General features: G+C 53.4%; 27 protein-coding genes. 25 read left to right on the top strand and 2 right to left on the bottom strand.

Annotation, left to right across the window (positions count from 1 at the left end; translation table 11 throughout):
• Nucleotides 1–52: 52 nt before the first annotated feature.
• The 14 genes from M8T91_RS18470 (at nt 53) to M8T91_RS18405 (ending at nt 12,725) form a co-directional block, all read left to right on the top strand.
• Nucleotides 53–856, top strand: coding sequence for a ParA family protein (locus M8T91_RS18470; RefSeq protein WP_301415685.1), 804 nt, complete (start codon nt 53–55; stop codon nt 854–856).
• Between the two features lie 12 nt (nt 857–868).
• Nucleotides 869–1,765: a ParB/RepB/Spo0J family partition protein gene (locus M8T91_RS18465; protein ID WP_301415684.1), complete on the top strand. Its 897-nt coding sequence runs from the start codon at nt 869–871 to the stop codon at nt 1,763–1,765.
• Between the two features lie 202 nt (nt 1,766–1,967).
• Nucleotides 1,968–2,330: an ATP synthase subunit I gene (locus M8T91_RS18460; protein WP_301415683.1), complete on the top strand. Its 363-nt coding sequence runs from the start codon at nt 1,968–1,970 to the stop codon at nt 2,328–2,330.
• Between the two features lie 45 nt (nt 2,331–2,375).
• Nucleotides 2,376–3,302 (top strand): F0F1 ATP synthase subunit A, encoded by a 927-nt coding sequence (gene atpB, locus M8T91_RS18455; RefSeq protein ID WP_301415682.1) that lies wholly within the window; start codon nt 2,376–2,378, stop codon nt 3,300–3,302.
• 65 nt (nt 3,303–3,367) lie between these two features.
• Nucleotides 3,368–3,613 (top strand): F0F1 ATP synthase subunit C, encoded by a 246-nt coding sequence (gene atpE, locus M8T91_RS18450; protein ID WP_020413895.1) that lies wholly within the window; start codon nt 3,368–3,370, stop codon nt 3,611–3,613.
• 52 nt (nt 3,614–3,665) lie between these two features.
• On the top strand, nt 3,666–4,136 hold the full coding sequence (locus M8T91_RS18445) for a F0F1 ATP synthase subunit B (protein WP_301415681.1): 471 nt from the start codon (nt 3,666–3,668) through the stop codon (nt 4,134–4,136).
• Nucleotides 4,137–4,148: 12 nt separating this feature from the next.
• The gene (locus M8T91_RS18440; protein ID WP_301415680.1) at nt 4,149–4,685 is read left to right on the top strand and encodes a F0F1 ATP synthase subunit delta; all 537 of its coding nucleotides are present in this window, start codon (nt 4,149–4,151) and stop codon (nt 4,683–4,685) included.
• Nucleotides 4,686–4,734: 49 nt separating this feature from the next.
• Nucleotides 4,735–6,279, top strand: coding sequence for a F0F1 ATP synthase subunit alpha (atpA, locus tag M8T91_RS18435; RefSeq protein ID WP_301415679.1), 1,545 nt, complete (start codon nt 4,735–4,737; stop codon nt 6,277–6,279).
• Nucleotides 6,280–6,360: 81 nt separating this feature from the next.
• Nucleotides 6,361–7,221 (top strand): F0F1 ATP synthase subunit gamma, encoded by an 861-nt coding sequence (gene atpG, locus M8T91_RS18430; protein ID WP_301415678.1) that lies wholly within the window; start codon nt 6,361–6,363, stop codon nt 7,219–7,221.
• A 59-nt stretch (nt 7,222–7,280) separates the two neighbouring features.
• Nucleotides 7,281–8,684: a F0F1 ATP synthase subunit beta gene (atpD, locus tag M8T91_RS18425; protein WP_301415677.1), complete on the top strand. Its 1,404-nt coding sequence runs from the start codon at nt 7,281–7,283 to the stop codon at nt 8,682–8,684.
• An 18-nt stretch (nt 8,685–8,702) separates the two neighbouring features.
• Nucleotides 8,703–9,122, top strand: a complete 420-nt coding sequence (locus M8T91_RS18420; RefSeq protein ID WP_301415676.1) for a F0F1 ATP synthase subunit epsilon — start codon at nt 8,703–8,705, stop codon at nt 9,120–9,122.
• 577 nt (nt 9,123–9,699) lie between these two features.
• Nucleotides 9,700–10,299, top strand: coding sequence for a hypothetical protein (locus M8T91_RS18415; RefSeq protein ID WP_301415675.1), 600 nt, complete (start codon nt 9,700–9,702; stop codon nt 10,297–10,299).
• 540 nt (nt 10,300–10,839) lie between these two features.
• A complete protein-coding gene (locus M8T91_RS18410) occupies nt 10,840–11,604 on the top strand; it encodes a hypothetical protein (protein ID WP_301415674.1) in 765 nt (254 codons plus the stop codon).
• Nucleotides 11,605–12,092: 488 nt separating this feature from the next.
• The gene (locus M8T91_RS18405; RefSeq protein WP_301415673.1) at nt 12,093–12,725 is read left to right on the top strand and encodes a glutathione S-transferase family protein; all 633 of its coding nucleotides are present in this window, start codon (nt 12,093–12,095) and stop codon (nt 12,723–12,725) included.
• A gap of 76 nt (nt 12,726–12,801) precedes the next feature.
• Here the strand turns inward: M8T91_RS18405 and M8T91_RS18400 are convergent, their stop codons facing one another.
• Entirely contained in the window at nt 12,802–16,155 is a 3,354-nt protein-coding gene (locus M8T91_RS18400; protein ID WP_301415672.1) for an amidohydrolase family protein, read from the bottom strand.
• Nucleotides 16,156–16,385: 230 nt separating this feature from the next.
• Between M8T91_RS18400 and glmU the strand changes: the two genes are divergently transcribed.
• Complete coding sequence (gene glmU, locus M8T91_RS18395; RefSeq protein WP_301415671.1) at nt 16,386–17,753, top strand: bifunctional UDP-N-acetylglucosamine diphosphorylase/glucosamine-1-phosphate N-acetyltransferase GlmU; 1,368 nt, start codon at nt 16,386–16,388, stop codon at nt 17,751–17,753.
• A gap of 117 nt (nt 17,754–17,870) precedes the next feature.
• Here glmU and M8T91_RS18390 read toward each other — a convergent pair whose 3' ends face one another.
• Nucleotides 17,871–18,113, bottom strand: coding sequence for a hypothetical protein (locus M8T91_RS18390; RefSeq protein WP_301415670.1), 243 nt, complete (start codon nt 18,111–18,113; stop codon nt 17,871–17,873).
• Nucleotides 18,114–18,783: 670 nt separating this feature from the next.
• Between M8T91_RS18390 and csrA the strand changes: the two genes are divergently transcribed.
• The 10 genes from csrA to M8T91_RS18345 all read left to right on the top strand — a co-directional run bounded on the left by csrA (nt 18,784) and on the right by M8T91_RS18345 (nt 26,247).
• Complete coding sequence (csrA, locus tag M8T91_RS18385; RefSeq protein WP_301415669.1) at nt 18,784–18,972, top strand: carbon storage regulator CsrA; 189 nt, start codon at nt 18,784–18,786, stop codon at nt 18,970–18,972.
• Between the two features lie 886 nt (nt 18,973–19,858).
• Entirely contained in the window at nt 19,859–20,701 is an 843-nt protein-coding gene (locus M8T91_RS18380; RefSeq protein ID WP_301415668.1) for a DUF2262 domain-containing protein, read from the top strand.
• Between the two features lie 77 nt (nt 20,702–20,778).
• A complete protein-coding gene (locus M8T91_RS18375) occupies nt 20,779–21,504 on the top strand; it encodes an SMI1/KNR4 family protein (protein ID WP_301415667.1) in 726 nt (241 codons plus the stop codon).
• A 109-nt stretch (nt 21,505–21,613) separates the two neighbouring features.
• Entirely contained in the window at nt 21,614–21,760 is a 147-nt protein-coding gene (locus M8T91_RS18990) for a transposase (protein ID WP_367317730.1), read from the top strand.
• A 39-nt stretch (nt 21,761–21,799) separates the two neighbouring features.
• Entirely contained in the window at nt 21,800–21,982 is a 183-nt protein-coding gene (locus M8T91_RS18370) for a hypothetical protein (protein WP_301415666.1), read from the top strand.
• An 11-nt stretch (nt 21,983–21,993) separates the two neighbouring features.
• A complete protein-coding gene (locus tag M8T91_RS18365; RefSeq protein ID WP_301419156.1) occupies nt 21,994–22,836 on the top strand; it encodes an IS3 family transposase in 843 nt (280 codons plus the stop codon).
• A 486-nt stretch (nt 22,837–23,322) separates the two neighbouring features.
• Complete coding sequence (locus M8T91_RS18360) at nt 23,323–23,751, top strand: hypothetical protein (protein WP_301415665.1); 429 nt, start codon at nt 23,323–23,325, stop codon at nt 23,749–23,751.
• A gap of 134 nt (nt 23,752–23,885) precedes the next feature.
• Nucleotides 23,886–24,731 (top strand): S1 family peptidase, encoded by an 846-nt coding sequence (locus M8T91_RS18355; protein ID WP_301415664.1) that lies wholly within the window; start codon nt 23,886–23,888, stop codon nt 24,729–24,731.
• A gap of 556 nt (nt 24,732–25,287) precedes the next feature.
• On the top strand, nt 25,288–25,755 hold the full coding sequence (locus M8T91_RS18350; protein ID WP_301415663.1) for a hypothetical protein: 468 nt from the start codon (nt 25,288–25,290) through the stop codon (nt 25,753–25,755).
• Between the two features lie 81 nt (nt 25,756–25,836).
• Nucleotides 25,837–26,247, top strand: a complete 411-nt coding sequence (locus M8T91_RS18345) for a hypothetical protein (RefSeq protein WP_301415662.1) — start codon at nt 25,837–25,839, stop codon at nt 26,245–26,247.
• The last annotated feature ends 90 nt before the right edge of the window (nt 26,248–26,337 follow it).

The raw sequence follows: 26,337 nt of genomic DNA, 5'->3' as shown, positions 1-26,337 counted from the left end.
CGTTGACGTCACTGGTGACCGGCGTCCGCGGAAACAACAAAGGACGGGAACCTTGAGCAAGATATTTGCGGTAGCCAACCAGAAAGGTGGGGTCGGCAAGACCACGACCTGCGTCAACCTGGCCGCATCTTTGGTTGCCAACAAACGGCAGGTACTGCTGATAGACCTGGACCCCCAGGGCAATGCCACCATGGGCAGCGGTGTGGACAAAAATGATCTGGAGGTATCGGGCTACGACGTGCTCGTGCAAGGGCTGCCGGCAGAGCGGGCCATTGTGCCTACCGCGAGTGGTTTTGATCTGATCCCCGGTAATGGGGACCTCTCTGCCGCCGAGGTGGAACTGCTCAGCCTGGAGGGGCGGGAATCCCGGCTGCGCCAGACACTGTGCGGTGTGGCCGATCGTTATGACCATGTGATTATCGACTGTCCACCCTCGCTGAATATGCTCACCGTGAATGCCCTCTGCGCCGCCCAGGGCGTGTTGATTCCCATGCAGTGTGAGTACTATGCACTGGAGGGGTTGTCGGCACTGATCGATACCATCACGCAGATCCAGCAGGCGGCCAATCCGGATCTCAAGATCGAGGGCATACTGCGCACCATGTACGATCCGCGCAGCAGTCTCACCACTGAGGTCTCCATGCAGTTGCAGGAATATTTTGGCGAGCGTTTGTATCGCACCTGCATCCCGCGCAATGTGCGTCTCGCGGAGGCCCCCAGTTTCGGCAAGCCCGCCCTGGAGCATGACCGTCATTCCAAGGGCGCTATCGCCTACCTGGCCCTGGCCTGCGAAATCACTCGCCGCCAGAGCGATCACTCACCCAACAAAGGCCGCCCAATGGCGGAAGTGGTATAAGGGGTAATAACTATGTCCGCCAAACGCAAGGGTCTGGGCCGGGGTCTATCGCACCTGATCAGTAACCGGGCCGGTGATGCGATCGCCGTGGCCAATGGCGATGGCACCAGTGAGGTAGCAGACGGGGAACTGAAAGAGCTGCCCATCGAGTTCCTGCAGCGCGGACGCTACCAGCCGCGCCGGGATTTCCCGCAGGAATCCCTGCAGGAGCTGGCCGATTCGATCCGCGCCCAGGGCATTATGCAGCCCATCGTGGTGCGTGCGACCGGCGCGCAGCGCTATGAAATTATCGCCGGCGAACGCCGCTGGCGCGCCGCCCAGCTCGCCGGCCTGGAAAAAGTGCCCGCGCTGCTGCGCGATGTCTCGGATGAGGCCGCCATCGCCATGGCGCTGATTGAAAACATTCAGCGCGAGGATCTGAACCCGGTGGAAGAGGCGGCGGCACTAAAGCGCCTGCAGGACGAGTTCAAGCTGACCCAGCAGCAGGTGGCCGATGCGGTGGGCAAGTCGCGCTCGGCGGTGACCAACCTGTTGCGCCTGCTGAGCCTCAGCGAGGAGGTGCGCACCTTTCTCGAGCGCGGCGATCTGGAACTGGGCCATGCCAAAGCCCTGCTGGGCCTCTCTGGCGCCACCCAGCGCTGTGCCGCGCGCCAGGTGGTGGAGCGCAGCCTCACGGTGCGCCAGACCGAAGCACTGGTGCGCCGCCTGCAGCAGCCACAGACCCCGGCGCCGGAAAAAAGCCCGCCCGATGCGAATATCCGCCGTCTGAGCGAACGTCTGGCGGAGAAAGTGGGTGTGCCGGTCTCGATCAATCACAACGACAAAGGCAGCGGCCGGCTCGTGCTCAGATACACCACCCTGGAGGAACTGGATGGAATCCTCGCCCACCTGGGCTACGCCGAGGATTGAAGCCCGGGAAAATGTGCGCCGACCTGGCGTACAGACCATTTGTATGTAATTACTCACTTCTATGTGTAATTCCATGCAAAATCGCCAGAAAATCAAATAAGTTGGCGACATTTGCCGGTTGAATCGCGGCGGCGGTTGCTCCTATAATTCGCTCGCCCAAATTTTGGGCGGACAGCGCAGAAACAGTCGGCTCATCCCGTCTATGACGAAACCCCCGGTATTGCGAATCGCCGCGGTGCAGCTCCTGCTGGTATCGCTGGCCGGTGGGGTATTGCACTTGAGTGGTAAACCCGTGACAGCGCTCTCCGTGTTGATCGGCGGTGTCCTGTGCGCGCTGCCCGGCGCCTATTTTGGCTGGTATGCCTTTCGCGACAGGGGCGCGCGTGCGGCCCAGCGGGTGGTAGGGAACTTCTACCGCGGGCAAGCCGGCAAATTTGTATTGACCCTGGCGGGGTTTGCAGCGGTGTTTGCCACCGTCAAGCCGTTGAATGCGGCGGCACTGTTTATCAGCTACGGCCTCTGTGTGATCGTGCAGTGGTGGTTGGCGGCGCGCATGACGCGCTAGCCGGAACAGAAAAAGAATTGTTACTTTTACGATTGTTGAGGAACTATGGCAGGCGAAGCTCAAAGCGCGACGGCGTATATCCAACACCACCTGCAGAACATGACCTACGGCAAGTTGCCGGCCGGCTATACCCGCGCAGATGGCACTGTGCTCAATGAGCCGACCTGGACCATGGCGCACTCCACCCAGGAGGCCGCGGATATGGGCTTTTGGGCCCTGCATGTGGACACCCTGGGCTGGTCTGTGGGGCTCGGTCTGGTGTTTTGTTTCCTGTTTGCCCGCGCGGCAAAAAAAGCGAGTGTGGACAAACCCACCGGCTTCCAGAGTTTTGTGGAGCTTGTCACCGAGTTTGTTGACAAGCTGGTAAGGGAAACCTTTCCGCATCGCAACAGCATGGTAGCACCCATGGCCCTGACCATCTTTGTGTGGGTGTTCCTGATGAACCTCATGGATCTGGTACCGGTGGACTGGCTGCCACAACTGGCCGCCAAGGTCTCCGGCAATGAGCACCTCTTCTTCAAGGTGGTGCCCACCACAGACCCCAATGCCACCCTGGGCATGGCACTGGCGGTATTCGCGCTGATGATTTTCTTCAGTATCCGCGAAAAGGGCGCGCTGGGCTTTATCAAGGAATTGACCCTACACCCCTTCCACACCGGCAAATGGTTCTTCGATATCCTGTTGATCCCGGTGAACTTCCTGCTCGAAGCGGTTTCCCTGATTGCCAAGCCGATCTCCCTGGGCCTGCGTTTGTTCGGCAACCTGTATGCCGGCGAGATGATCTTTATCCTGATTGCGCTTGTTTTCGGTGTGGGCGTACTCGGCTTTATAGGTGCGGGCCTGATGCATATGGGCTGGGCCATTTTCCACGTACTGGTAATCACCCTGCAGGCGTTTGTATTTATGGTATTGAGCACCGTGTATATGGCGATGGCGCACCACCGCGACGATGAACACGAGCACGACCAATAAATTGATACAGAGAACCCTTTATTCAACCTTTACAACAACTCTTTGACTTTGATTTGGAGAACACAATGGAAGCATTAGGTCTGGTTTATATCGCAAGCGCACTGCTGATTGGTCTGGGTGCGCTGGGTACCGCGATCGGTTTCGGCACCCTGGGTGGCAAGCTGCTGGAGGGTTCCGCTCGCCAGCCGGAACAGGCCCCGGCCCTGCAGGGCAAAATGTTCCTGATGGCCGGTCTGCTGGATGCGGTTCCCATGATCGGGGTTGGTATCGCCATGTACCTGATCTTCGCCGTTGCGCCTGGTTTGGTTTAATTACACCGTTCCATTTGCCCTTAACCCCTTTCAAAGAGCAAGAGGTGTCGGTGTGAATATCACAGCAACTCTAATCGGCCAGTCGATCACATTCCTGTTTTTCATCTGGTTCTGCTGGAAGTTTGTCTGGCCGCCGCTTTTGGGCGTGATGAAAGAGCGCGAGCAGAAGATTGCCCATGGGCTCGCAGATGCCGAGCACGCGCAGAAAGACCTGAAACTGGCCAAGCGCAAGGCGGCTGAGCAGCTGAAGGAAGCCAAGGATCAGGCCGGCGAGATTATTGAGGGTGCCAACAGGCGCGCCAGCCAGATTATCGACGAGGCCAAGCAGGCCGCCCTGGCCGAGGGTGACCGCCTGAAGGTGGCGGCCAAGGCGGAGATTGAGCAGGAAGTGAACCGCGCCAAAGAACAACTGCGCAGCCGCGTGGCAGCCTTGTCTGTCCTGGGGGCGGAGAAGATTCTCGCGGTCAATATCGATGCCAGGGCGCAAAACGACCTGATCGACAAACTGGCAGCTGAGCTGTAAGCGAGGAACCCCATGGCGGAACTCAGCACCCTGGCCCGGCCCTACGCCAAAGCGGCATTCAGCTATGCGCAGCAGGCCTCCGACCTCAGCGGTTGGAGCGCTGCACTGGAAACCGCGGCGCTGGTCAGTCAGAGCGAAAAAGTGCGTGAGCTGCTGGACAATCCCCAGCTCACCAGCGAAGAGCGGGCAGAGACTTTCCTGTCGATCTGTTCAGATGCACTCGGTGCCCACGGAAGCAACTTCATCCGGTTGCTGGCGGAGAACCACCGTCTGCAACTGCTGCCGGAAATTTTCCAGCTGTTCGAAGCGCTGAAAGCGCAGGCCGAAGCCACTCTCGAGGTGGAAGTTGTCTCAGCAACGCCCCTGAACGACGCGCAGGCGCAGGTGCTGAGCGAGAAACTCAGCCGGAAGTTTGAACGCGAGATACATCTGCACTGTTCGGTGGACGAGAACCTGCTGGGCGGCGCGATCATCCGCGCCGGTGACACAGTCATCGACGGCACCGTACGCGGCCGTCTGGCCAAGCTCGCCGAGGCGATGAACTCCTAAATTACTTTCCCCGCTGGCCGCTGTCGCCGGGGGACTTGAGGAACAGAGCATGCAGCAACTGAATCCCTCTGAGATCAGTGAAATCATCAAAAGCCGCATCGAAAAACTCGATGTGCGCACTGAAGCCCAGAACGAGGGCACCATTGTTTCCGTTTCCGACGGCATTATCCGCATCCACGGCCTGGCCGATGTGATGTACGGGGAAATGATCGAGTTCGAGGGCGGCGTATACGGTATGGCGCTGAACCTGGAGCGCGACTCCGTGGGTGCGGTCATCCTGGGTGATTACAAGACTTTGGCGGAAGGCCAGAAGTGCCGTTGCACCGGCCGCATCCTGGAAACCCCGGTCGGCCCGGAGCTGCTCGGACGCGTTGTAGATGCGCTGGGCAACCCCATCGACGGCAAGGGCCCGCTGAACAACAAGCTCACCGATGCGGTGGAGAAGGTGGCGCCCGGTGTAATTGCCCGTCAATCGGTGGACCAACCGGTGCAGACCGGCCTGAAAGCGGTGGATACCATGATCCCGATCGGCCGCGGCCAGCGCGAACTGATTATCGGCGACCGCCAGATCGGTAAGACTGCGGTGGCTATCGACGCCATCATCAACCAGAGAGGCACCGGCGTTAAGTGTATCTATGTTGCCGTGGGCCAGAAGCAGTCCTCCATTGCCAATGTGGTGCGCAAGCTCGAAGAACACGGGGCTATGGAGCACACCATCGTGGTGGCCGCCGGCGCCGCTGACCCGGCCGCGATGCAGTTCCTGGCCCCCTACGTGGGTTGTACCATGGGGGAATACTTCCGCGATCGCGGAGAGGATGCCCTGATCGTCTATGACGACCTCACCAAGCAGGCCTGGGCCTACCGCCAGATCTCCCTGCTGCTGAAGCGCCCGCCCGGCCGCGAAGCCTACCCCGGTGACGTTTTCTACCTGCACTCCCGCCTGCTGGAGCGCGCCGCGCGGGTCAACGCCGAGTACGTGGAGAAGTTCACCAACGGCGAAGTGAAAGGCAAGACCGGCTCACTGACCGCCCTGCCGATCATCGAGACCCAGGCCGGTGACGTGTCCGCGTTTGTACCCACCAATGTGATTTCCATTACCGATGGCCAGATCTTCCTTGAAACTGATCTGTTCAACGCCGGTATTCGTCCTGCGATCAACCCGGGTATCTCCGTATCCCGTGTGGGTGGTGCCGCACAGACCAAGGTAATCAAGAAGCTGTCCGGGGGTATCCGTACCGCCCTGGCCCAGTACCGCGAACTGGCGGCTTTCTCCCAGTTTGCCTCCGACCTGGACGAGGCCACCAAGGCCCAGCTGGATCACGGCGAACGCGTCACCGAGCTGATGAAGCAGAAACAGTATTCCCCGCTGTCTATTGCGGAAATGGCGGTTTCTGTTTACGCCGCCGACAAGGGTTACCTGAAAGAAGTGGAAGTGGACAAGGTGCTCGATTTTGAGGCCGCCCTGCTCGCTTATATGAACAGTGAACACGCGGAACTGATGGAGAAGGTGAATAGTACCGGCAACTACAACGACGAAATCGATACCGCTTTCAAGGCGGCCATCGAGAAATTTGTCGCCACCAGCAGCTGGTAAAGCACGCCCTGGAAAGCGCGGGCGAAGGGCCACAGCGGCCTTTCTCCACATTGACAGTTCCAGCGAACAAGGTAAATCACTATGGCAGGCGGAAAAGAAGTACGCACAAAAATTGCCAGTATCAAGAGCACGCAGAAAATCACTGCCGCAATGGAAATGGTGGCGGCCAGCAAGATGCGCAGGGCTCAGGATCGCATGGCACTGGGTCGCCCCTATGCCCGGCGTATACGCGCAGTGATCGGTCACGTCGCCAACGCCTCGGCGGAGTACCGACATATTTACCTGCAGGAGCGCGAGGTCAGGCGGGTTGGTTTTGTGCTGGTATCCACAGACCGCGGACTCTGTGGTGGCCTGAACATCAATATGTTCAAGGCAGCCATTCGCGAGATGCAGGCTTGGTCCGAGAAAGGGGTCGATGTCGAAGTCTGTGCTGTGGGCAACAAAGCGGCCGGTTTCTTCAATGCCATCGGCAGCAAGGTTGTCGCCGCGGTACGCGACCTGGGCGATGCGCCCCAGGCCAGCAAGCTGATCGGCTCGGTCAAGGTCATGCTGGACCGTTATGCGGAAGGTGATATTGATCGCCTGTTTTTGGTCTCCAATGAGTTTGTCAACACCATGTCGCAAAAGCCGCGGGTCGAGCAACTGCTGCCGCTGCCAAAAGACGAGGACGAACAGCTCATGCACGCGTGGGACTACCTCTACGAGCCGGACCCGGTGGAATTGCTGGACGGCTTGCTGGCCCGCTATATCGAGTCCCAGGTGTACCAGGCGGTCGTAGAGAACAAAGCCTGTGAACAGGCCGCGCGCATGATCGCCATGAAGAGCGCCACCGACAATGCCGGCGAACTGATCGACCAGTTGCAGCTTGTCTACAACAAGGCGCGCCAGGCGGCCATTACCCAGGAGCTGTCGGAAATTGTCGGCGGCGCCGCAGCGGTTTAAGCCCCCGCTGATACCTGCAGTGGCCGACCTTGAGAGAATTTAAAGCTGAGGATCCGGAAATGAGTAACGGACAAATTGTGCAAGTGATCGGAGCGGTCATCGACGTGGAGTTCCCGCGCGACAGCGTCCCGAATGTATACGATGCACTCGTGGTTGAGGGCAAGAACCTCACCATGGAAGTGCAGCAGCAGTTGGGTGACGGCGTGGTGCGCGCGATTGCCATGGGTTCATCGGAAGGTATCAGTCGCGGTCTGCCCGTGCACAATACCGGCGCACCGGTTTCGGTACCGGTTGGCCACGAAACCCTTGGGCGCATTATGGACGTGCTCGGTAACCCGATTGACGAGTGCGGCCCTATTGGTGAGAAGGAGCGCGCCTCTATTCACCGCCCCGCACCCACTTACGAGGAGCAGTCCAGCTCCACCGAACTGCTGGAAACCGGCATCAAGGTGATTGACCTGGTATGCCCGTTCGCCAAGGGGGGCAAGGTCGGTCTCTTCGGCGGTGCCGGTGTTGGTAAAACCGTCAACATGATGGAGCTGATCAACAACATTGCCACCGAGCACTCCGGCCTGTCCGTATTCGCCGGGGTTGGCGAACGTACCCGCGAAGGCAACGACTTCTACTACGAGATGGCGGAGTCCGGGGTCGTCGACCTGGACAACAAGGCCAACTCCAAGGTGGCCATGGTATACGGCCAGATGAATGAGCCCCCCGGCAACCGCCTGCGCGTGGCCCTGACCGGCCTCACCATGGCGGAAAAATTCCGTGATGAAGGCAAAGACGTACTGCTGTTTGTCGACAACATCTACCGCTACACCCTCGCCGGTACCGAAGTCTCTGCACTGTTGGGCCGTATGCCCTCTGCGGTGGGTTACCAGCCCACCCTCGCGGAGGAGATGGGCGTTCTGCAGGAGCGTATCACCTCCACCAAGACCGGTTCCATCACCTCTATCCAGGCAGTGTATGTACCGGCGGACGACCTGACAGACCCGTCGCCGGCCACCACCTTCGCGCACCTGGACTCCACCGTGGTACTAAGCCGCGATATCGCCGCCAAAGGTATCTACCCGGCGGTGGACCCGCTGGACTCCACCTCCCGTCAGCTGGACCCGCAGGTGATCGGCCAGGAGCACTATGAGGTGGCCCGTGGCGTGCAGTCCGTACTGCAGCGCTATAAGGAGCTGAAGGACATCATTGCGATCCTGGGAATGGACGAGCTGTCCGAGGAGGACAAGCAGACTGTAGCCCGCGCGCGCAAGATCGAACGCTTCCTGTCCCAGCCCTTCCACGTGGCGGAAATCTTTACTGGTGCACCGGGTAAATACGTCTCTCTGAAAGAAACCATCCGCGGTTTCCAGGGCATCCTCAACGGTGAATATGACCACATGCCCGAACAGGCCTTCTATATGGTGGGAACCATCGACGAAGCTGTGGAAAAAGCCAACAAGGCCGAAGGCTAATCGAGATAGGCATATACTATGGCCATGACAGTACACTGTGACATTGTCAGCGCCGAGCAGTCTCTCTTCTCCGGACTGGTGCGGATGGTGATTGTGAGTGGCATCGAAGGGGAGCTGGGGCTCTCCTATGGTCACGCGCAGTTGCTCACTGCCCTGAAGCCCGGACCGGTACGCATCATCAAAGCCGATGGTGAAGAAGAGGTATTGTTCGTCAGCGGTGGCTACGCCGAGGTGCAGCCGAATATGGTGACCATCCTCGCGGACGTGGCCGAACGGGAAATCGATGAAGAGGCCGCGCAGAAGGCCCGCGAGGAAGCGGAACACGCCCTGCACAAAGCGCCCTCCGAGGTCGACTACGCGCGCATCTCGGCCCAGCTGGCCGAAGCCGAAGCGCGCCTGCGCACCCTGCAGGCGATTCGTAAGGCGGCCGGCAAGTAGTCGCTGCCTTACCTTTCCGAACACCTGTTTTCAGGTGACTAAAAAAGCGGCTTCGGCTGCTTTTTTTGTAAGTATCAGTGGCTATTGTCCAACCACTTCAGAGCCTTTAGCGCAGGGTTATTTCACGCACTCTTCCTACCACACCCGGGAACCGGGCTTGAACAGGAATACGATAAGTCCGTTGTAACAGTATTGACCAAAGAGTGCAGAATAAAAAAGAAAACTCAGGGAGCGGTTTGTGGTTTGCTCTATGATCTAAATACCTGGCTAGGGAAAATATCAGGCTTTGTAGCACCGGAACACTTAATGAATAATCATTTGGTGGTGACAGTGTCTGGTCATAGCGGTGATGTATAACAATTTCAGAGCCCTTTAGCCCGCCAAGAAACCCTACCAAGCAGACACCCACCCAGATAGTGGTTGATGAGTTCGGATAAGCCAGGAAATCGGCCCGTATAGAGAGTTAAATCTTACAAATACCGGCTATTTTTGTTTAATTTCAAATTCCAGGCGAACTTCCCTGTACTTGATTAATTATTGCCAACTTGTAAAATCGCGCTTTTTTTGCGAGATGAATATGAAAACAATTCTTGGTTTGGCCCTAGTGTTCGGGTCCTCTTTTGCGATTGCCGAGCAGCAAGATGTACAAAGTCAGTGGTCTTTCTCTGCCAATCTATCTCAAGTTAACTTAGACAGTAAGCAAGCTGCCTTGGAAGGTGTTGGGGATAGTGCCTGGTCTATCGATGTGTCTGCCAACTACATACAAAATAACTGGATAAGCAGTTTTGGATTGGGCTATTTGGGGTACGACGATGAGCAGGAGTTTTCACAAGTTGTTGAAGGGACTGGCCTTTTTAATGACGGTGACATTTCTGTAAATGACTCTAGTGCCAGTGCGGTTACCGCTTTTGTTGCTACCGGCTATCAGTGGCAGTTTGTAGAGCAGGGAATGAGCGTCATCACTCAGGCAGGCTACACCCACCTTTTTGCCTCTGAGCGGGGCATAGATAATTGCAGTAATTGTTACGATGAAGATATTGAGATTGACGGTGGCATATACGCCAAGGTCTCAGCGCAGAAAGACTTTGAAAGTTTTTCTCTCGGGCTGTATTTCCAGCAATATCTCACTGGTGATATAGAGAATGCCACTGGACTGCTAATTTCAAGCAGCTTTTAATTAAGAAAGCCGTTTACGCCTTTCTTACCGCAATTTCAAGGCGATCACAGAGGCGAAAGGTAGCAACCCCACAGAGGGGGAGGCTCAGATTTCGAAAAGGCCCAGACAAGGCAGCAGGCGGGCGATGTTTTTGCGTCGTTCCCGCTGCGATGCTGGTGGCCCTCAAACTTCAGCCCAATAGATACGAGTGCGGCACCAGGCCCTGTGCGTTGCCTATTGCCTCTCTGATGCTGCCACAGGGCCTTGAGGCAAGGGCACAACCGAACTCGATTATCTTTCTATGCTGTACAGCTTGAGGACGGTCATTCCAGCACCCGCACGCTTTTTTACCGTGTTTTTCTATTAATGTCTTGATCAAGCTAGACTATCCTGCGCTGCTTTAAGGGTTTTGGTCATGCTCAGGATAGGTGTTATGTGTACATCCTGTTATAAGTGCGGTTGTGCTTGCTGGCCGTTTTGTGATTGGGTTCAGCTCGGGTTCATTATTAGTCGAGCAGGATAATACTCAATGTATTAAAGAAATATCTTCAGGGGTTCAAATTGAACAAGGCTTTTTTATTGATTCTTCTATGTGCCATAGCCTGTGGTGCACAGGCCGCCAAGCTCAGCTCCAAGTGGCCCTCTAAATACCTGCAAGACTGCAAAGGCATTGCTTATGCCTATACCACGCCAAACGGCACCTTCTTTGCTGTGGACGATATGCAGTCCTGCTCTCGTGTAGAAATTGAGGGTGAAGTACACAGGATGCAGAAAAAGAAAAATGGCCGATTCCGTTTTGAAACTGAGGTGGAGGGCGTAAAACACATCAAGCTTTTCTCCAATCGCACTCACAGCCAAGATAAGATTGTACTGGCGCGCAATCTGTATGCACAAGAAGATGAATATCAAGTTACTGAGCCAGAGGACACTGTGCCGAGCCAGCAAGAACTTGCCCTGGCCTACTCAGCGCGTATCGAAATCTGCGCTGAGCATTTTAATTCCAGAAGTAGTCGCGAAAGATGTGTGCAGTTGATAAACAACTACCCTCACTCAGAAAAAGGCGCATTGAAAACCTGTAGTGAGTTCACTTTATCTACCCAGGGTCGCTTCGCTTGTCTGGAGCAGTTAAAGCCCTTTACCTATGAGCCCTTTGCTATCGTCAAAGCTTGTCAAAGTGCTTTTATGAGCACCAGCACACGTAAGCAATGTATTGAAAGCGCCAAGGCTTTTGATCATAGTCCGGAGCAATTGCTTGGACGCTGCAAAAACCAGTTTATGTCAACGCGTGATCAACTTAAATGCTTTCAGCTTAAGTTTGGTAGCTAAATCAGAGGTAGCAATTCAGACCTGATCCGACGTATCGGTTCGTCAGTAGCTGTCTGTCAGGTCAATTTCTGGCTACGCACTGTTCCTTCCGGTTTACTGTACCTCCCGGGCAAGCGCCATCGTCGATGCTTTTCCCACACCTCAATGGTGATATTCGATACTGTCGGTGACATACAGTTCTTTGATTAATAACCAGGAAGTTAAATCATACGTCAACGGAAGCGGGTAATATACAAGGCATTCAACAGGCAACGCTTTGTCCTTGCCTTGGCAATGTAACACTGGAAGGCTGCTCGCTTGTATCCCAGCCCGATAGGGTAAGGTGACTTGGGCTGCTTTTTTATCTGTTGCTGAATCTGTCGGGGCAATAGGATATGAACCCGCTTTTCCATACTAAAATTTGTTGATTCTTTGTCGTCGAAATCCCTCGCATCGATTTTTTATCGATGTATAAACTCCCCTTTATTGTTGAACTTTAGGAAAATGCAATGCGTGAAGATCTGATTTTCTATACCAACCCCCAGTCCCGCGGGCGCATCGTGCGCTGGATGCTGGAAGAGGTGGGCGTTGCCTATAAGACTGTGGTGCTGGACTATGGTGCCGGGATGAAATCTGTGGAGTACCTGGCCATCAACCCGATGGGCAAGGTACCGGTGATCGTGCACAACGGCAATGTGGTTACCGAGGGGGCGGCTATTTGCGCCTACCTGGCAGAGGTGTTCCCCGCAGCGGGACTTCTGCCACAGACAATGAAAGAAAAGGCAAACTACTACCGCTGGCTCTTTTTTGCTGCGGGGCCGCTGGAATCTGCGCTGACCAACAAACGGGTGTTTGCAGAAGAGCCAGATGCGGAGAAGGAGAGGATGCTGGGGTATGGTAACTATGAATACACCCTGAGCACCCTGGCTATGGCGGTAAAAGCCAACCCGTTTATCGCTGGTGAGCGCTTTACCGCAGCCGATGTTTATGTGGGCTCCCATATTGGTTGGGGTATGCAGTTCGGTACGCTGGAAAAGCGGGAAGCGTTTGTGGACTACTTTGCGCGGTTACAGCAGCGCCCCGCGTTGAAACGGGCCGCAGAACTGGATGATGCCCTGGTTGAGAAGGCCAGTGAAACCTGATGGTACTGGCTTGGTTCAATAAAAAGGCCGGCAATTTTCATTGCCGGCCTTTTTTGTGCCCTGGGAGGTTGCGCAATCAGTGCACCCAGTGATGCCGCTCCCTCTTCGCCTGGATGGCTTCGGCGGTGGGTGCCGGCATGGCGCTGATAGGCAGGCGCTCGTGGAAGAACGCCAGGCGCTCTCCCCTGCCCAGCTCATTCATGGTCTCCGCTTCGAACACCCGGCCGTTGATCACCGTGTAGGCGATATTTTCAGACAGGCGTAGGTTGTCCAGTGGGTTGCCATCCACCACGATCAGGTCCGCCAGTTTGCCCGCCTCGATGCTGCCGATATCCCCGTCCATACCCAGGTAGCGGGCACCGTCAATGGTACCGGCGCGGAAGGCCTCCCAGGGGGTGAAGCCACCCTGTTCCATCATCCACAATTCCCAGTGCGCGCCCAGGCCCTCGCGCTGGCCGTGGGCACCGATGTGCACCGTGACACCCTCGTCGCGCAGCTGCTTGGCCTGGCGGGCCACGTTAAAGTGGTTGTAGTGGGCATCCGGCGCCGTGGGGCGGCGGATGGAGCGCGGATTGACGATAAAGTCCGGGGTAAAGCGGGTCAGGCGCTGGTTTTTCCACACCTCAGTGCGGTCATACCAGTACTCCTCGCCCCAGAGGCCGCCGTAGGCCACCACAAAGGTCGGTGTGTAACCCACCCGGGTCTGGCCCCACAGCTGCTCCACATCGCCGTAGACATTGGCGATGGGCAGGGAGTGCTCGATACCGGTGTGCCCGTCCACAATCATATTCATATTGTGCTGGTACTTACCGCCGCCCTCCGGCACCACCATGATACCGGCCTCGCGGGCTGCCTGCAGGACCTGCTGGCGCTGGTCACGGCGGGGCTGGTTGTAGCTCTTCACCGAGATGGCACCCATCTCCTTGAGACGGTTGACATGGAAGCGGGCATCTTCCAGTGAGTGGATCTTGGCTTTGTAGCCGGGACCCTTGGCGCCATAGAGAATGGTACCGGTGGAGAAGATGCGCGGCCCGGTAATCAGGCCGGCCTTCTGCATTTCCGCGGCGGAGAAGATCTCGCTGCTGTCGTTGGAGGGGTCGTGAATGGTGGTTACCCCGAATGCCAGGCTGGAGAAAAGGTTCCAGTTCTGCTGCGGAATAATCTCCTCGCGACCCTGGGCGCCGTGGGCATGGGCGTCGATCAGGCCCGGCAGCACGGTTTTGCCGGTGACATCGATACGCTTGGCTTGCTCAGGGATGGCCACCTCGGCAGCGGGGCCCACCGCCACAATGCGGTTACCGCGCAACAGCACAACCCCATTCTCGATAATTTCGCGGGTGTTCTCCGCATCGCGCATGGTGACCACGGTACCGCCGGTCAGGGCGACCAGACCCGCGCGGTTGTCGAAGGGCTGCTCAAAGCCCAGGTCGATACCCTCCGAAACCGGCTCCGGCAACGCATCGGGGGCACCGGCAACAAAGAGGAAGGCGTCTTTTAATGCGCGCTCGAACAGTTTGGGGCCATGGGACCAACCGAGTGTGCCGCTATCGGCGGACCAGTGCAGGTTTTCACCGGCGCGCTTGGAGACCCGGGTGACTTTGACCGCTTTGCTATCGGGGCCGATCACCTCGGATTTGCCGGTGTGCATAAAGGGCGCGACAAAGGCTTTGAAGTCCTGGGTAAAGGCAACCCATTGCCCGTCGGGAGACAAGCGGAAGGAGGTGATCTCGGCGCCGTGCAGATGCTCGCGCTCGTCCTTGCCTTCCAGATTGGTGCTTTTCAGCACGCGCTTGCCGCCGTTGGCGCCAACATATTCAGAGAAATAAATACGCTCATCGCTGGCACCGAAGTGGGGCTCATAACCGGACTTCACCACCCGCCGTTGCCAGTCGCCACCGGCATCGGCCAGGTAGATACCCGGCTCCAGGGCGTACTCGGGGCTGAGCAGGTAACCGCCGGTAAAGCGGCGGTAAGCCACGGTGTCACCGCTGGGGGAGAAAGTCGGTTCCACATACAGGCCCGGCTGGCGGGTGATGTTCCTGCCGCGGCCATTGCGCGCGGAAACCACGCGCACATGGCCGAGCTTTTCGTCATCCCAGGTGACATAGGTGATCTCGCGGCCATCCCGGGACCAGCTGGGGTAAAACTCGAAGTGGTCATTCTGGCGGGTGAGGCGGCGGCGCTCACCGCTGTCGATATCCTGGATATAAATCCTGCCCAAGGCCTGGAAAGCCACCTGCTTGCCGTTGGGGGATTTCTGCGCCCAGCGAATCATTTTCACATCGAAGGTTTCCGGGGCCACTTCCACCGGGAAGCGCACTGCATCGGCCACCTGCTTTTCGACTTTTACGTGGGTTTCAATTGGTGCAACGCTGTCGCCGTGAACCGAGATACGCAGGAACTTACCGCCGCTCCACACAATCAGTGACTCGCCATCGGGCATCCAGTCGTATTGCACATAGTTGCCGTGGGGGCCGAAGATTTCCTGCAGGTCCCGCTCCAGGCCCGCATACACCGGGGTTTCCAGGCCGGTGTCCAGGTCTTTCAGGAACAGGGAAGTCTGGTTGTCCTGGCGGCGGATAAAGGCCAGCTTGCTGCCGTCCGGGGAGGGAACCGGCGCTACGGCGCCACCGGGGCCGGAGATAAAGGTCTCCTCTTCCCCATCCTGCAGGTCGTAGCGGTTGATGGCAAAAATCTCCCGGGTGGAGTTTTTATTGTACTCCCACACGGTACCGGGGGTGGTATCGATGGCGTAATACACGTAGCGGCCATCCGGGGAGAAGGCCGGGTCGGCAATATTTTTCTGTGCAATCTCGCCGCCGATACGCGCCTTCAACTGGCGACCCTCGCCACCGCCATAATGGTACATCCAGATTTCCCCGGCGGGGATGCTGCGCCCGGACATAAAGCCCTTGCGCGCCACCAGATACTGGCCGTCGGGGCTCCAGTTGGGCGAGTGCAGCAGGTTCTCTTTTTCCGTAGTGAGCTGGCGCAGATTTTCACCATTGCGGTCCATCAGCCAGATATTGTCGGCACCATCGCGGTCGCTGATAAATACAATGGTTTTGCCATCCGGGCTGAAGCGCGGCTGCATATTCCAGGCGATCTCATTGGTCAGGGCCACCGCCTCGCCGCCGCTCACCGGCACGGTGTAGATATCGCCCAGCATATCGAACAGGAGGGTGTCGCCATCCGGGCTGATATCCAGGTTGCTCCAGGTGGTCTCGCGGGTATCCAGCTGGATTGGCTTGAATTCGTAAGCCGGTTTGTTGATATCCCAGGAGGGTTCCTGCTGAGCTTCCTGTGCCTCTGCAGCCGGCTCTTGTGACTGTTTTGCGGCTTCAGCGACCGCCGCCGCGGGCAGGGTGAGCGCCAGTGCAACCGGCGCCAACAAACGCCAGCGCGGCTTGGTGTGCTTGAATGTGATCATGATAACTTTCCCCCCGCCATGTTGTTATTGGCACGACGGCTCTGTGTGTGCGTATTGAGTAGGCAACTTGTTGATTTTACAGAGGGTAAGCTACCGGTCCAGGGGGCGCGTGGCAATCCAAATGCGTTGAGCGCCAACCTGCTGCGCTGGAGTGAGGCGCTCTTGAGTTCGCGGGGCAGACTGGCCACAATGCGCCCCGGTTGACTGATCTAGCGGGATTTGGATTCAAGATGACTATTGATGTTGTGGTTTTGGCAGCGGGCAAGGGCTCGCGCATGCGTTCCGGGTTGCCCAAGGTACTGCACCCGATCGGTGGAATCCCCATGCTGGGACGCGTGATTGAAACGGCCAGACAGCTTGAAGAAGTGCGTATCACCGTGGTTGTGGGGCACGGTGCCGAGCAGGTGCAGGCCCGCTTTGCCGACAGCGGCGTGCAGTTTGTGCAGCAGGCGGAGCAACTGGGTACCGGCCATGCTGTGGCACAGGCAATTCCCCATTTCCGCCAAGGGGCCTCGGTGCTGGTACTCTACGGCGATGTGCCGCTGGTCAAGGCGGGCACCCTGCAGTCGCTGTTGTCAGCGGCGGATAAAGGCCCGGCGCTGCTCTCGGTAGAGATGGCCAACCCCGCCGGCTACGGACGCATAGTGCGCGATGATGCGGGCCGCGTACAGGCGATTGTTGAAGAGAAGGATGCCGATGCGGCCACCCTCGGCATCCGCGAGGTGAATACCGGCATACTGGCGGCGCCGGCGGAACTGCTGGCGCGCTGGTTGCCTGAATTGTCCTGCGACAATGCCCAGGGTGAATACTACCTCACGGATGTGATCGCCCGCGCGGTGAGTGAGGAGATCGCCGTCACCGGGGTGCGCGCCAGCGATGCCTTGGAAGTGGCGGGGGTGAACAGTCGCGCACAGCAGGCGCAGATGGAGCGCGCCCTGCAACACACCCGCGCTGTGGCACTCATGGATGCGGGGGTCACCCTGTTGGACCCGGCGCGGATTGATATCCGCGGCAGCCTGGAATGCGACACCGATGTAGCCATCGACATCAACTGTATTTTTGAGGGCACCGTCTCCCTGGGCAAGGGCGTACAGATCGGTCCCAACTGCCTGTTGAGGAACTGCCGCCTGGCGGATGGCACCCGTGTGGAGGCCAATTCCGTGATTGAGCAGGCCGAGGTTGGCGAAGCCTGCAGCATCGGCCCCTTTGCCCGCCTGCGCCCCGGAACCCGGCTGGCCACAGGCGCCAGGGTGGGCAACTTTGTCGAGATCAAGAAAGCAACCATCGGTGCTGGCAGCAAGGTCAATCACCTCTCCTATGTGGGCGATGCCGCCGTGGGGGAAGCGGTGAATGTCGGTGCCGGCACCATCACCTGCAACTACGATGGTGTGAACAAATCCCTCACCGAAATTGAGGACGGCGCTTTTATCGGCTCCAACACCGCACTGGTGGCACCGGTAAAAGTGGGCAGGGGCGCCACCGTGGGTGCCGGCTCCACAATCACCCACGCAGTGGGCGCGGACGAGCTGGCCGTGGCGCGGGGCAGACAGCGCAATATCACCGGCTGGCAGCACCCGGCCAAAAAAAAACGCCAGTGATCATCTGCCTCAGCCCGCCCCGGTGATGGGGTGAATGCCAGCGGGCAGGCCCACGGTGTGCGCATTCCCCCCGCCTCTTGCCGCAACACATGCGCCTCTGCAATCCAAAGGGGCGCCCTACCTTACAAAACTCCAGAGTGAGCCACTGGCCCGTTTCGGTATTGCTTCGTTGCCAGGATAAACGAGGTCAGTGGGCGCAGACCCTGACGGATTTTCGCAGAGTGAGCCCCGGCAGACACGCCAGGCTATGTCGGTATTCACCGTATCGATAATCGGTTTGCAGGTAATCTGCGTGATATCGGCCAGCGTGCGTTCAAACGCAAAGCCAAAGTCTGCGGGCAGCATGCTGGCATTGAGCATGATTGGGGTCTTGTTTGCCCCGGTGCGACTGCTTGAACGAGCCGAGTTTGGTCGGGCTGGGGCGATTGTCGATGTAAATTCACACCGGGATCTTCTCTGGTGAATGGCAATAAAGCGGACCCAGTCAACGGGTGGGTCCATTGCGTTTTTTCGTGCGCATATCAATAGAAATAGTGGCACCAAAATTATCTTATTGGATGGTATTTCGTTTTCTTTCCTGCAAGAGCGGCGTAAAATCGATAAATATTTATCTGCGTGATGGGTTGTAATTGGGCCAGCCGCTCTGCGCCAATGGCCCAATAGCATCGAAATACCCAGGCATTTTCCCAAACCCCTTCCCTTCCACAGGAGAACGGTACGTGACCTAAGCGTAAGTAAAAGGCGCTGACCCAAGGTGCACTAACACCAAAGGGCCAGCTAACCAAATTGATAACGTGATATCAAAATGGCTCTATGGATAATACGCTAGAAGCCCGCTCGTCTTCAATAAAGTGGGACATTACCAGACGCCTGGGGTGGTTGCCCAGGCTCTGGAAGCGTTGCACGCGCCTGTTTTGCTTTACCGCCTACCGTTCCCGCGCCCCACCCTGCCTTGCCTCCCGTCGTTATTTTCCAGCTATTCCCATCACAAAAAATCACTCCAGGATTTGCGATCCGGAAGGAAAGGCTTATGTTGGTTGTAAAACGCCGGCCAGGCGAGAACCTCAGAATTGGAAAAAATGTTTCCGTCACCGTATTGGGTATTTCAGGCAATCAGGTCAGGGTGGGTATTGCGGCCCCCAAATCCCTGCCCGTGCACCGTGAAGAAGTGTATCTGCGTATCCAAAAGGAAGAGGAACTAAACAATGGAAGCCGTTGAGAAACCGGCCGCCCAGTGGGGGAGCCTGTCAACAATACTGTGTAGCCGCCGCTGCGTATTGCTTGAGAATGCCCAATACGCATACCCCATACCGTCTTTCAGTGATTTGTTTTCCAAAATTCCGATGTGTGAAATATACCGGTAATGCCAGCGCTCTCCCTCTGGCGTTTACCGGCATTGACTGGCAGCCTGGCACCAGGCCCGCAGCGAATCCGCTTGCTTCACTGTGAAGGTTATTTCTCTTGCTGCGGGCTATGGCTTCCAGCACTGGAACACAAAAAACGTGACACTGGCTTTGCACTGAGCCGCGGGTTTGTAGAGGATCTGAGAGGGGCCATTCACCCACTTAACTTATTATTAGCGCGGGGGTTGGCGATATGTTTATCCGATAAATCGCGCACAGCGAAATTTGTTACAGTGGATAAGGACACCAGGCTGGAGCCTTGTGTTCTGTCCAATCCGTACTTTAGTGACACGGAAAGTTTTCAGGTCTGCAAAAGATCCATAAAGTGAAAAGAATACAGAGGAACAGGATTGGGATTAGCATCCATTGAGAGAAACCTGTAATTAATAGCTTTGACTCTACCGATGCTTTAACCGAGTGCGAAAGGACAATTTGATCAACCCGAGCGGTATTTTTGAGAGAGTGGTAACTTCTCCTGAAAATTGAAGAAATCCGGAGGGTTACATTTATTGGTGATTTTTGGGATAATGGTTGCAGTGATTATGATTTCAGGTGGTTTGATAGTGCGAAATTATTTTATCTAATTGATTACAATTGGGGTTTTGAAATTTTGGCACAAAAAGAATCCAGAAATACTGATCAAGGAAGTACTGGTTATGGCGATCGGTATATAAAGGTTAGCCTTATTGGGGAATGAGGTAGATGGAAGATATGTTTGAAGATACCTCTATTAAAAAGGAAAAACTTCATAGAGAATTCGCTGAGCTGCCAGAAACAATAATAACAGGTGTTGTTGGAGCTCGTGGTGCAGTAGGTAATAAGCGAGGAGCAGGCAAAGTTCCGGGAGATGAATACTGGTCATTGAAACTATCTCTAATAGCCTGGAAAGAGCTTGGAAAAAAAATAAACAATTCACCTCTCATTTTTTCGAATGAACTTACTTACAACGAGTTAAAACTTATTCAAGATCACGTTGAGCGAGAATCCTTGGTGCAATTTAAAGTTAAGCTCTCAAAAGAGAGTCCGTTCGGTGATGCTAGAGCACAACTATTATCCATTTTAGATACCCCGGATGACATTGAACTTAAAGCAGCACTAGAAAAATATAAAGAGCCAGTAGAAGTTACCCACCCGGAGTTTGGTGTCTTAGTGCTTGATAGGTCGTTAGATTGTTTTGAAGGCAGAATAAATTGGCAGGGAGAGCCAGTAGAACTTTCGGTCTCTGTAGATGAAGAAGATGGTTCTATCAGTAGTAGTCTAAAAACTATAGAGGCTCTGTATAGCCAATCTGGTGATTGGTCTAAGAAAATTGCGGACTATGCAGTTTCTGAACTCCTTGAAGTAATGAATGAGAATTGGCTTGAAGGGCAAAAGGAATTTACTGCGTCAGATTTTATTAATTCGATGGAGTTGCTATTTATTACTGTTTATCCTGATGGAAAATTCGAGTTTTGTCATGATGATGGTGACATGTTCTTGGGGCATTCGATTGTAATTTCTGGTTCACTAACTGATGGCCTTAGTGAAGCAGGTATCTCAGGCTAACAAGCGCAAGCAACAGTACTTGCAACAAGTTGCTCGCCTTTGCTGCGGGCGTTAGGACACTTTAAAGAAATCTAAACATGTTCAAGAATATAGAGGTTATACCTCAATTTCCTTCGTTAACTCCAGATGATATTTTGGACGTTAGTAATCGCCTTAAAGAAAGATTTGGATACAATAAATTTCCAAGTGAATATGGCGATTTTCTGCAAGAAACAAACGGCTGTATATTTTCGCCTAATGATGACGAATTGGAAATCGGAATACAGCTTAAAATTGATTTGCCATTCATAGAAAAGGCAGATGTGGCAGGCATTTTTGGCGTTTGGTATGACCGTTTTGACGGTAATGAACCTTCAAATACAAACTGGCCAGAGCTGTTTGCCTCTAATGAAAACTCTAAAGAAAATTTTGATATTCTTCCTGACAATATGATGTCTTTCGCATACGAGGAAGAATCATCTGGTAGTCTCTTTGCAATATCCACAGACCAAAGAGATTTTGGTCAGGTCTATTACTATTATGACGGCTATATGTATTCGATATTCGGTCGTAAATTTATGCTGGAAAAGTTTGGTCACTGTTACTACGAACAGAAACTGTTAAATACCCTAGAAAAATATGGCTTTGATCGAAGCCAAATAAAGAAAACAAATGAATTGTCTGAATTTGAACCCTATCAAGTCATAAACAGTTTAGAAAGTTTGCCTGAAGATTGCGAATTCGAACTGTTGAGAAATAGATTTGTTCCAGTGGCAAATTCCTTTAATGACTTTATGGCCAAACTAACAGAGGTTGAGTGGTGAAAGCCCTAACAAGGTTAAGCATGTTCGCCTTCGGCTGGACCTTCGCTTCGCTCGGTGATCTGTAACCACTTTCGTGGACGGTATTTACTGTTCATGAAGGAGGATCAGAATGGGGCAAACAAAAAAGAGAAACTACGACCGTTACACTTTGGCTTACAAGCTTCAAGCCGTTAAGTTGGCCAATCATCCTGACGTTAGGTCAAAGGATGTGGCAGAATCCCTCGGCATACATTCTGTGATGCTATATCGATGGTAGATGGAGCACCGCCGAGGAGAGCTGAAGGAAAATAAATATATGAAGCCATCTAAACTATCGCTTAAGCGCCGACCTGGTAGAACAGATCCTGTTCGCGAAGCCGAAGACAAGCTCGCTGTTGCGGAAAAGAAGATCAAGAAGCTTGAACGAGAGCTGGCCAATCGGAACGATGAGATTGATTTGCTAAAAAAGGCCGAGCGGTTCTTCCAACGGAAAAAGTAAAGCTCTTCGAGCTGGTTGAGAAGAACCACAAGGGACGTGACGTTAGAATGTTGTGTAGTCTGCTGAGTGTGTCTAAGAGCGGTTTCTACGCTTGGCGCAATCGTGAAGAGAGTGAACGGCGTAAGCACGATCGCCTCCTTACGGACGCTATTGTGGAGCTACACCAAGGATTCAGAAAGGCTTACGGAGCACGTCGAGTGCACCAGCAGCCAAAGCGTAGCGGCTTATCCTGTAGCGTCAGGCGTGTATCCCGACTTATGAAGACGGTTGGGATAAAGGCTTCTAGCAGAGGGCTTTATACCTGGAACCCTGGTAAGCATAAATTTTACTCTGCCACGGGAAATCAGCTTGGTGGTGAGGATCCAGCTGTTTCTGTTGGTACTCAGTGGGCTGGTGACTTTACCTATATAAAGACTGTGGCTGGATGGCTATATCACGCGGTGGTAATCGATCTATACACAAGATCAGTCGTCGGCTGGTCATTCAGCCGAAAACGGAATAGCGAGCTGACGAAAAGCGCACTTAAGATGGCTCTGGCGCGTCAGCGTCCACAAGCAGGATGTATATTCCATTCCGATCAGGGGATCGAGTACGCGGCACATGAGTACCGAGAGCTTGTTGAGTCAGCGGGTATGAGAAGAAGCATGAATCGAAAGGGGAATCCACTGGATAATGCTATTGTGGAATCTTTTTTCCATAGTATGAAGACAGAGCTCGTTCACCAGCGTTTATTTGAAAATGAAATCGACGCGGTGGCCCATATCATCGAGTATATCGAGTTCTATAATCGAGAGCGGATTCACTCCAGTCTCGGCTACCAATCGCCGTTAGAGTATGAAAAAATGGCGGCATAAAGTGTCCACGAAAGTGGTAGCAGATCAAACATCCAAGCACAGGGGTTAGGTGGCTTTCCTAATGACTGGGCAAGTTATCTTCAAAATAAGAGAACCTTTGATAAACTAAAGTTTGACCGGCTGGCTTTTGAAAACAACGTACGATGCTATTTCCAGTAGAAGTGGAGACAGAATTCTACTTCACAAAACTTGTACACCATGGTTGGGGTACTGTTGGAAGATTCTGGGTTGTTCGAGGAGTAATCTCAATCAATGGGCAAGATTTTTAGGTAGAGTTGCCATTGTTTAGTTATGTGCACCACAAGCCATATTGGTTTGAAGGAGGCTCTGAGAATTTTCCTGGTGTAAGTCCTAAATTTTTAATTCCTTGCGATGAAGAAGCCTAACAAATCAATCAACTTCGCGCCTTCGGCGCTCAACAGCTTATACTCCGATTCGCTACGTGTCAGCTGCGGGTTATTGAGATGTTTTGAGCTGAAAGCACCAATGAAAACACTCGCTTTAATTTTCCTGTTTATCTCGATATCAGTATTTGCGTCGCAAGATGAGTATTGGTGGTGGGATAAAATGAGTTATGAAAAATTACTCCCGATGAATCTTGGTATGCTAGAGCTTGATCTTCACCTAAAGTCTGAATTTTCGAAGAGAGACGACAATATTAAAGAGATGGTGTTCGTTCTTAATGGTAAGAAAATTCAGATACCATCCAGCGTTTTAGAGAATTTCAAAGGCATTAATCCCTCCAGTTTTTCACTGTCAACTAGTCATATTGATGAAGGGTTTACCGTCACTGATGTAATTTTTACTGCAAGGTTCGATTATGGTTACCCAGATTGCGTTCTTCGTGGAAGTATATCAATTAGGAGTACGGGGTATGCGTCGCATATGATTACCGATGAGCAGGTATGTTCATAACAAACACAAGCAAAGGGACGGTCAACGCTGTGCATGTTTTGTGCGGTCGATATGCTCCCATTTTGTACAAAAAATGCATGGCATTATCCGCCCCCCTGTTGTGGGAGTTAGAGCACCTAGAGAAGGAGTTTCATTTGAAAATTTCTCAATTCTTGATTTTAACAGTGAGTCTTATTACATCTGCAGCTGATGCAATTGTCATTCGGCATGATGTTTCTGACGAAAGTTATTACGCAGTCCCTTCTGACTTCCCTCCGTTAGCAACCTTGTACAGCATTGGCGTTCACGGAACCCTTATTGATCCTGAATGGGTTGTTACTGCAGCTCATGCTGTGTTTTGCATGAATCCTGGACAGAAAATTAATGTCGGAAATGAAATAGTATCTATTTCAAATCGATATGCTCACCCTAAATATGAGTTGGGAAGAGAGAACGACATAGCCTTAATCAAGCTTAGCTCACCTGTCACACATATTAAGCCGGCTGAATTATATGATGATAATTTTGAAAAGGGAAAAGTAGCTTGGTTCATAGGTGTAGGTGGGACAGGAACTGGTCAAAATGGACAGACAATCAGCTACAAGGAAAATAACGGTAGATTGAGAAAAGCCCAAAACAAAATAATTAGAGTAACTGATACCGATATCGTTTTTAATTTTGAAAAAGGCTCAAAAGGAGAAGTGCTGGAAGGGGTTTCTGGAAATGGTGACAGTGGTGGGCCGGCCTATATTAGGGAGGGAGATAAATATGTATTACTCGGTGTCAGTTCACGTACCGATTCATGGTTTTATGATGTTGGCGAATATGGAGTCACTGAACTATACACCAGGGTTTCATCTTATAGAGATTGGATACAACAAGTGATCTCGGCTAAAGACGATTTGGCGAGAGAAAATATTACCACTCAGAATCCTTTTCTCCAGGACAATATGAAATCTAAAAACATGGATGAACTATGTGCTTCTATAGAAGTACAGTGACAGTAAGTTGCCCTAACAAACCAACACAACGGAAAAATACTCGCTACGCTCCTATTTTCGCTGGTTGGGACGTTACATTTTTTGAGCAGACATGAAAAGAAAGTTACTGATACTCAAATTAGACGAAACTTTGATTCATGCAGACGAATCTGAGTTGGTGTGGCCTATCTTGGCAATATAATCAGTCGTGGTTTGGGCTGGTGTATAGTGTTTGGAGTATTTACTTTGTCAGCATTACATACATTACTCACTCTGCCAAAACAGGTTAAAAGGTATAATGGGTTGTTTACCAGCATTCAGGGAAATAATAAGCGCAAGCAATAAGCTGGGGCCCTTCGCAGGGCGGCGCTAGCTGCTTTTATCCAGCCACCCAAACCGGGCACTGAGCCGGGTTTTTTACGCCGGAGAGGGTGATCATATTTTGTACGATTGTGCCATATCTATATAACTAACTGTTTCTAATGCAGATTGTGGGTAAGTTGCGCAGAATTGATTCCGGGTCAGTAATCAGGATAATGGTGGCCATAGTGACCGGTATTTAAATGTACTTATCTGCATGGAAATACATACGCTAAATCTCACGACAAGAACGAGAAAAGGAACTCATCCGTTCACTGGCGAGGTCGTTTACTCACATGTTGACTTTCCACTGACTGAGAAGGAAGCCGAAGACCTTAGGGCTTATTTAGTATTCCTGGGTGGTACACATGTAGGACAGGACGGGTATCGATACGTTCCAACGAAGGATGGGAGTTTCATCAATATCCAGGACTTTGGGCTCAATCCCCAAAATAGAAACTCAGCATTCGCGATAGAACATGGAGAGTTCACGCAGAATGTTGCTGAATTCTTATACAGGATTCTAGCTATCTCCAATACTGTCCTGAGAATCGGAACGGATCACGTAGCTTACCCTCAGAAAAACCTGCCTGAGCTTGCTTTAAATAGATGGAAGTTCCCTGCAAACGTTCGCAGTGCCATGGAGCTAAGGTCATGGGTCATCGACAATGGTCCATACATTTAGCAAGCTCAGATACAATCAGCCACTTCGTGGCTTGGCTTGCAACAGAGTTGCTCGCCTGTGCGGTAAGGGTTAAGGGTCAATATGGTTACAACCGTTAAAAACACCTTTTTCTTAGGTGTGGCTCTTTTGGCAGGTGTAATCGCTTGGGTTTGGGTTGAAATTACCCGGAGCAATGAGCTAATTGCGATAGCAAATGACCCAGTCACGTCAGCCAATCGCGGTTTCTCGGAAGCGCTCACTGACTACCGCCAGGATCACAAGAAGTTTGTGGAGGTCTTTATTCCCGACGAGGGGTACACAGTGCCAGGTATTCCTAAATCAGCACTGGAGGGGGAACTAAAGGAGTTTGCACCAAGAAATTTTCTCATCTGTGGCGCGGGGATACATATTGAGAACTTTGCACTTGATATGGGCAGTCATGAGTACAATAAGTATTATGCTCAAGCGTACAATGCAAAGCTACTAGAGCTGGTCACCAGTGAGCAGTCTTAACAAGTCATAGTATTCAGTCCTGGTAAACCTGGCCCTTTTTTGAAAATACAAAAAAGCCGCCAATACACTCCAATTGTTGCTGGCAGTGTT

The organism is Microbulbifer sp. MI-G, assembly GCF_030440425.1.
Classification (GTDB): Bacteria; Pseudomonadota; Gammaproteobacteria; order Pseudomonadales; family Cellvibrionaceae; genus Microbulbifer; species Microbulbifer spongiae.
This window is presented reverse-complemented; position numbering and strand designations above follow the sequence as displayed.